Source organism: Microbacterium sp. H6, assembly GCF_003314775.1.
GTDB lineage: Bacteria > Actinomycetota > Actinomycetes > Actinomycetales > Microbacteriaceae > Microbacterium > Microbacterium oxydans.
In genome coordinates, this window is record NZ_QOAY01000098.1 from 22,529 (window position 1) to 29,060 (window position 6,532).

The 6,532-nt window shown below is 68.7% G+C and carries 5 protein-coding genes; 2 read left to right on the forward strand and 3 right to left on the reverse strand.

Annotated elements, in window-relative coordinates:
- Positions 1 to 222 precede the first annotated feature (222 nt).
- The 3 genes from DSP71_RS06705 to mtrA are packed head-to-tail and all read right to left on the reverse strand — an operon-like array spanning position 223 to position 4,305.
- Positions 223 to 1,941, reverse strand: a complete 1,719-nt coding sequence (locus tag DSP71_RS06705) for an LpqB family beta-propeller domain-containing protein (protein ID WP_258546299.1) — start codon at positions 1,939 to 1,941, stop codon at positions 223 to 225.
- Positions 1,938 to 3,617, reverse strand: coding sequence for an MtrAB system histidine kinase MtrB (gene mtrB, locus DSP71_RS06710; protein WP_058632640.1), 1,680 nt, complete (start codon positions 3,615 to 3,617; stop codon positions 1,938 to 1,940). Before mtrB ends, DSP71_RS06705 begins: the two co-directional genes overlap by 4 nt.
- Positions 3,618 to 3,624: 7 nt before the next feature.
- A complete protein-coding gene (mtrA, locus tag DSP71_RS06715) occupies positions 3,625 to 4,305 on the reverse strand; it encodes an MtrAB system response regulator MtrA (protein ID WP_046749491.1) in 681 nt (226 codons plus the stop codon).
- A 98-nt stretch (positions 4,306 to 4,403) separates the two neighbouring features.
- Here mtrA and DSP71_RS06720 point away from each other — a divergent pair, with 98 nt between their 5' ends.
- Together DSP71_RS06720 and DSP71_RS06725 are read left to right on the forward strand one after the other, a co-directional pair.
- Complete coding sequence (locus tag DSP71_RS06720) at positions 4,404 to 5,726, forward strand: glycerophosphoryl diester phosphodiesterase membrane domain-containing protein (protein ID WP_113680688.1); 1,323 nt, start codon at positions 4,404 to 4,406, stop codon at positions 5,724 to 5,726.
- Positions 5,723 to 6,364 (forward strand): DUF4129 domain-containing protein, encoded by a 642-nt coding sequence (locus DSP71_RS06725; RefSeq protein WP_113680689.1) that lies wholly within the window; start codon positions 5,723 to 5,725, stop codon positions 6,362 to 6,364. Before DSP71_RS06720 ends, DSP71_RS06725 begins: the two co-directional genes overlap by 4 nt.
- Positions 6,365 to 6,532: the final 168 nt, after the last annotated feature.

Genomic DNA, 6,532 nt, shown 5'->3' on the forward strand with positions numbered 1-6,532 from the left:
TCCGGTTGCAGCGCCTGCCGGCATCGGCCGCACAACAGGGTGCCGGGCTCGTCGCACCCCGCGCAGGTCGCGGCGAGGAGGAAGGCTGCGATCTCGGTGCCCAGATCCAGGAGGTGAGTCTTCGTCCACATCCGACGATTCTGCGGTCTGGCGGTCTGCCCCTCCGAGGATCTCAGGATGTGCGCGCGAAGAGCAGCACATCGCTCTCGCGTGCAGGGAGAGTCACTCCCCGACGCGCGTGGCGAGCACCGCGACGCCGGAGGCGACTTCCCGCCATGCCGACCCCGCGTGGGCGAACAGCTCACCGTTCGCCCCGAGGATGCGCACACCGGACGCCGTGCGCGCCCCGGCGATCGAGACGGCATTGTTCGGTGCTGCCTCCGTCGCCCCCGGCCCCCCGACCATCTGGGTGATCAGTCGCGGGCTGCTCGGATCGGCGAGCACCCCCACCCGGTCGAGTCCGAGCCACACCAGGCCTGTCGCCGGGTCGGCGAGCTGCGTCAGCTGCTTGACCTCTCCGAGTTCGATCGGAACACCGGCCGAGTCCCGGACGACCGCCGCGACGACGACCCACATCTGCTTGCCGACGGTCACGACGGCTGCCACCCTCGCGCCATCCGCCGAGACCCTCAGATGCGAGATCCCCGACGCGCTCGGCCACGCCTTCGCGATCGGATGGGCTACGGCGTCGCTTCCCGACGCCTGCAGGGACGCGGGGGAACCCGTGGGCACCGACCAGGTGTAGCCGTAGGGATCGAGCGAGGGATTGATGAGCCCGGGGCGGGCGTCGAGCTCGTCGAGGCTCCCCGCGCCGACGAGGTAGACGTGCTGGTCGGCGAGTCTGGTGGCGGCGTGGGTGTCGTCGGCGGCCACATCGATCGAGACGATCGGCTGCGGGATCGATGTGATCTCCGCGCTGATCCCGTCGAGCGGCGAGATCTCGTCCCCGACGATGCGCCCGAACGCGCCGTTCTGCAGCACGAGTGTGCCGATCTCGGTGGAGGGCTCCTTGACCTCGGCCTGCCCCGCGTCCAGGTCTCTCCCGTCCACCGTGAATCGCACCTGCGTGACGGCGACGCCGGAGGCCCTGAGGGTAGCCTGGAGCTGCGTGCGCATGCGCGACAGCGTCGTGGCATCCAGTCCGCTGGCCGGGCGCGTGAGCGCGACGTCAGCCACCTGTCCGACGATCGGCACCGCATCCTGCGCCAGCTGCACGTCGGCGGGGAAGGCGTTCTGCACTGCCGGGTCGAGCCATTCGCTGGGGGCACCGCCGATGAGCGCCCGTGTCACCGTGGTCGCGGGGCTCTGCCGCCGCGGGAACCAGCGTATGTCGGGCACCAGGCGCGACCAGCCGAGGTCGAAGTACTGCAGCGGATACCCCTCGAAGACCTTCGTGAATCGCGTCTCGTCGATCACGACGCCGTCGGGCGCCTGCGTGATGCGCCATTCGCCGTTCTCCATGCGCTGCACGGTGAACGCCACCGCGGACGAGCCGACGGCCTCGGCGTATCCGCCGGAGTCGTCGACACTCGCGACGAGGTCCAGGGTCACCTGGACCTCCGCCGTGTCCGCGTCCTCGACCTCGTCATCCGGGACCGAGGACGTGACGGTCCTGGTGTCGGGGCCGATGTCGATCGACACGCCGGCGGAGGGGCTCCAGCTCCGCTGCAGCGATGGCGCGAGGAAGTCGCGCGCGGTGTCCCAGTTGTCGGTGGTCGTGATGCCGGCTTCGAGGAAGCCGTCGACGATCTCCTCCGGCCCTGCGCCCGTGATCGGCCCGGAGGCCACGGGAAGGATGTCGATGTCCTGTGGGGATTCGCCGAGCTTGAGGCCGACGGCGACGTCGCCGCTGGTCGGCAACCCGGCGCAGGCGGGAAGCAGCAGGGCTACGAGCACCAGCGCGAGTCCCCGCAGCCTTCGCTTACCTCGGTGCTCGGTCACGGCCGATCCTCCTCATCGAACATGCCGGCCGGCGCATCGGTCAGCGAGATCGGCTGGGTCGCGTCCCCGATCTCCGCGAACGGCTCCTGCGGCTCCACGGGGATGGGGCTCGGGCCGTCCAGGACCCCCTCGTGTCGAGGAATCGTCAGGACGAAGTTGGTGCCGACGCCCAGCTCCGACCACACATCGAGCGTGCCGCCGTGCAGCGTCGCATCTCCCAGGGCGATGGAGAGCCCCAGCCCCGTGCCTCCGATCGTCCGCTGGCGTGAGGGGTCGGCACGCCAGAACCGGTCGAACACCCGCTCCGCATCCGCCGGATCCATCCCGAGCCCGAAATCCCGCACTCCGGCGGCCACCGCGTGCTGATTGCTGTCGATGGTGACGACCACCGGACGACCTTCTCCGTGCTCGATCGCGTTTCCGATCAGGTTGCGCAGGACACGCCGCACGCGCCGCGGGTCCATGTCCACCGGGGAATATCCCCCAGGCGCCACGAGCCTCAGCTCGGTGCCGTGCCCCTCGGCGAGAGGACGCATCTGCTCGATGATGTCCTCGGCGAGGTGGGTGAGGCTCGTCGCCTCCAGTTCCAGCTGCACCGATCCCGCGTCGTACCGACTGATCTCGAGAAGGTCGGACAGCAGCGTCTCGAAGCGCTGCACCTGGGCGTGCAGCAGTTCGGCCGTGCGGGCGGTGGTGGGGTCGAACTCCTCGCGCTGATCATTGAGCATGTCGGCGGCGAGACGGATCGTGGTCAGCGGCGTGCGCAGCTCATGAGAGACATCGGACACGAATCGCTGCTGCACCATCGAGAGTTCGCCGAGCTCCTTGATCTGGGATTCGATGCTGTCGGCCATCGCGTTGAACGAGCGCCCGAGCGTGGCGAGCTCGTCCTCCCCGTGTACCTCGAGACGCACACCGAGATCACCTGCCGCCAACCGCGCACTCGTCTCGGCCGCCTGCACGATCGGGGTCGACACGGCACGGAGGACGATCCAGGAGATGGCGGCGACGATCGCCACCAAGCCGATTCCCGCGATCCACAGCGTCCGCTGCACGAAGACGAGGGTCTGGTCGGCATCGCCGAGGTCGTAGGCGAAGTAGATCGCGAAAGCCCCTGCCTCCGGGACCTGCAGCTGCTGCCCGACGATGATGCCCGGCACTTCGCCACCGTCGGCGGCCGGCAGAGCCACCGACTGCCAGGCCTGACGGTCGTCGAACTCGATGACACGCGCCTGGAGCTCGGGGCTCAGCAGACTCCGGCTCAGTCCGGCCTCGAACCCGTTCAGCCGCACGCCCTTGGCATCGTCGACCTTGAAACCGGCGAGCTGATCCGTGCTCGACGTGCGGGTGAGATTCGACTGCACACTGTTCCACAGTTCGGTGAGAGCCGCGGAGTCGTCGCCCACCTCCGCCACATCCAGGATCCCCTGGGCCTGGTCGACCGCGCGGCGGGAATCCTCGAGTGCGACGTCCTTGCGCGAGATGAAGAGATCGTTCTGGATCACCAGCGCCATCGTGACGCACGTGATGAAGATCGCGAGCGAGGTCGCCAGCAGTGTGATCGAGAGCGTACGGAAACGCAGCGAGCGGCGCCACAGGACCCCGAGCATCGTCGGCCAACCGCGCCAGTCGCGCAGGACAGCGACCGTCGTGGTGGTCGCTGTCGTCGCGGCCATCGTGCGCCTAGCCGACGCTCCCGGCGCGATAGCCCACTCCACGCACCGTCATGACGATCTTCGGGTTGTCGGGGTCGAGCTCGACCTTGGCGCGCAGGCGCTGGACATGGACGTTCACCAGCCGGGTGTCGGCCTTGTAGTGGTACCCCCACACCTGCTCCAGGAGCATCTCCCGGGAGAACACCTGCTGCGGCTTGGAAGCGAGCGCGACGAGAAGCTGGAACTCCAGCGGTGTGAGCGCGATCGGCTCGGAGCCGCGACGGACCTCGTGCGCATCGACGTCGACGGTGAGATCACCGACGCGAAGCTGCTCGCTGGTGGTCTGCGGCGTCGGACGGAGACGGGTGCGGATGCGCGCGACGAGTTCCTTCGGGTTGAACGGCTTGACCATGTAGTCGTCCGCACCGACCTCCAGTCCTCGGACGACGTCGGCCGTGTCGCTGCGAGCGGTGAGCATGATGATCGGCACGCCGGACTCCGCACGGATGCGCGTGCAGATCTCGATCCCGTCCATGCCGGGAAGCATCAGATCGAGCAGCACGAGATCGGGCCGCTGGGCTCGCCACTCATCGACGGCGCGCGCGCCGTCGGCGCAGAAAACCGGCTCGAAGCCTTCGGTCCGAAGCACGATCCCGATCATCTCGGCGAGCGCTGTGTCGTCGTCGACCACGAGAATACGTGAGGTCATAAGAGTTACCTTATGGCACCGAGTCCCAGCGATCCCAGGTCTGCGCTCCGTGCAGGGGATATGACACGATGGAGGCGCACGATGGAGAGGGAGTGCCTGTGACCGGACAGACGTGGACGCCTGCCCCGAAGAAGGGCATCATCCCTCTTCACCCGCTGTCGTTCGGGATGCTGCTGGGGAAGGCCTTCGCGGCACTGCGACACAACCCCAAGGTGCTCTTCGGGTTCGCCGTCGTCATCCAGCTCATCGTGGTCGTCGTCACCGCTGTGGTGATGGGCGTGGTCCTCTTCACCACGTTCAGCCGCCTGGAGACCGTCTCCCCCTCTTCTCCGGACTTCGAGGCGGTGATGGCGGGCACCATCGCGGTGAACGTCATCGCCGGACTGGCCGTCGGTGTCGCCTCGATCGCCTTCACGGCCATGATGCAGGGGGTCGTCGCCGCGGAGATCGGGTACGCCGCGATCGGTGTGAAGGCCACGCTGCGGATGCTGTGGCGGCGGATGGCGCCCGCCTTCTGGAGACTCGCCGGTTTCGCCTCTCTCTCGGTCGCCGCCGTGTTCGGTCTCTTCATCATCGCCGCCGTCATCATCGCGGGCTTCGTCGCCGGAGGCCTCGGGGGGAGCATGGAGATGGTCGGCGTCGTCGTGCTCGTGGTGATCCTGATCGTGCTCGCCTGCATCCCCCTCGCGGTGTGGCTCACCACGAAGCTGCTGCTCGTGCCGTCGATCCTGGTCCTGGAGCGTGCCCGTTTCCGTGACGCCTTCGTCCGCTCCTGGCGGCTCACCCGCGGGCGGTTCTGGGTCGCGTTCGGCGTGACATTCCTGATCAGCGCGATCATGGGCATCGCGGCACAGGTGGTGAGCGTGCCGGCGACGTTGCTGGGATCGCTCCTCGGCTCCGTCGTCGCCCCCACCGGCGCAGCGGATCCGAGCGCTGTCGTGGCATTCGTCGTGACCCTGGTCGCTCCCCAGATCCTGCTCCTGGTCATCCAGGCGATCACGCTCGTGGTGCAGAGCACCGGAGCCGCGCTCGTCTACCTGGACTGCCGGATGCGCTACGAGGGCCTGGATCAGACGTTGATCGCCTATGTGGAGCGCCGCGACCTCGGATGGACCCATGAGCAGCAGGAGGATCCGTTCCGCGTCGATCCCTCACGCGCGGTGACATCGGCTCCTCCGCCCCGCCAGGTTCCGGAACACGTGATGATGTCCCAGGGATACGCATACCCTCCGTCTCCGGCGACGCCCTATCCGACGCCTCCGTACCCGACGCAGGGATACCCGACGCAGCCGGCACACCCGACGCAGCCGATGCAGCCGGCGGCAGGAGCATTCCCGCCGCCGCCACCCGCGGTGCCCGCCCCCGGAGACGCTCCGGCCGACAGCGGCTGGACAGCACCCGGCTCCGACGGCGCCGCATGATCCGACGCTTCGACGATCTCTTCGTGCCCGATGGCGACGACGCTCGACGCTGGGCGGAGGAAGAGCTCTCCAACCCGCGCTACGCGGACGCGAAGCCCACCTGGTTCGATCTGGTGGCCCGCGACATCGGCCGCTTCCTCGCCGATCTGTTCAGCTCGGACAACGGCGCGAACGTCGGTCCGTCCGCCCTCATCATCGTCAGCGTCATCATCGCGGCTGCTCTGATCGCCGCCCTCATCATCTGGGGACGGCCGCGCAGTTCGAGGTCGATCAGGCGGGCGCACGGAGACCTCCTCGGTGCGGCGGACGACCGCACCGCAGCACAGCTGAGATCGGATGCCGAGCGCGCCGCACGCGAAGGCGACTGGGACTCCGCGACCGTCCTGCGCTATCGCGCCATCGCCCGCAGCCTGCGGGAACGCGATCTGATCGATCCGGCACCCGGCGCGACCGCGCAGGGGATCGCCCGCGAGGCCAGCACGGTGTTCTCGGACGAGGCCGAGGCGATGCGACGCGCCGCCCTCACCTTCGACGATGTCCGCTATCTCGGACATCACGCGACGGCGGAGGCGTATCGGGATCTCGTCGACACCGACGATCGGATCCGCGGACGCCGCCTGGAAGTGGTGCCGGCGTGAGCATCACAGACAGCGAGCGCACGCCCCTGCTCCCCGCCGCCTCCGACGCCGAACCGCTCTCCACCGCCGAACGCCGCCCGAGTCGCGCGAAGTCCATCATCGGCTGGGCCATCGTCGCGGCGCTCGTGCTGATCGTCACGGTGGTGGGTCTTCGCGTAGCCGCGACGG

Coding starts and splice junctions, on each gene's coding strand:
- mtrB (WP_058632640.1), bottom strand. CDS start 3,617: ATGGCCGCGACGACAGCGACCACCACGACGGTCGCTGTCCTGCGCGAC.
- mtrA (WP_046749491.1), bottom strand. CDS start 4,305: ATGACCTCACGTATTCTCGTGGTCGACGACGACACAGCGCTCGCCGAG.
- DSP71_RS06725 (WP_113680689.1), top strand. CDS start 5,723: ATGATCCGACGCTTCGACGATCTCTTCGTGCCCGATGGCGACGACGCT.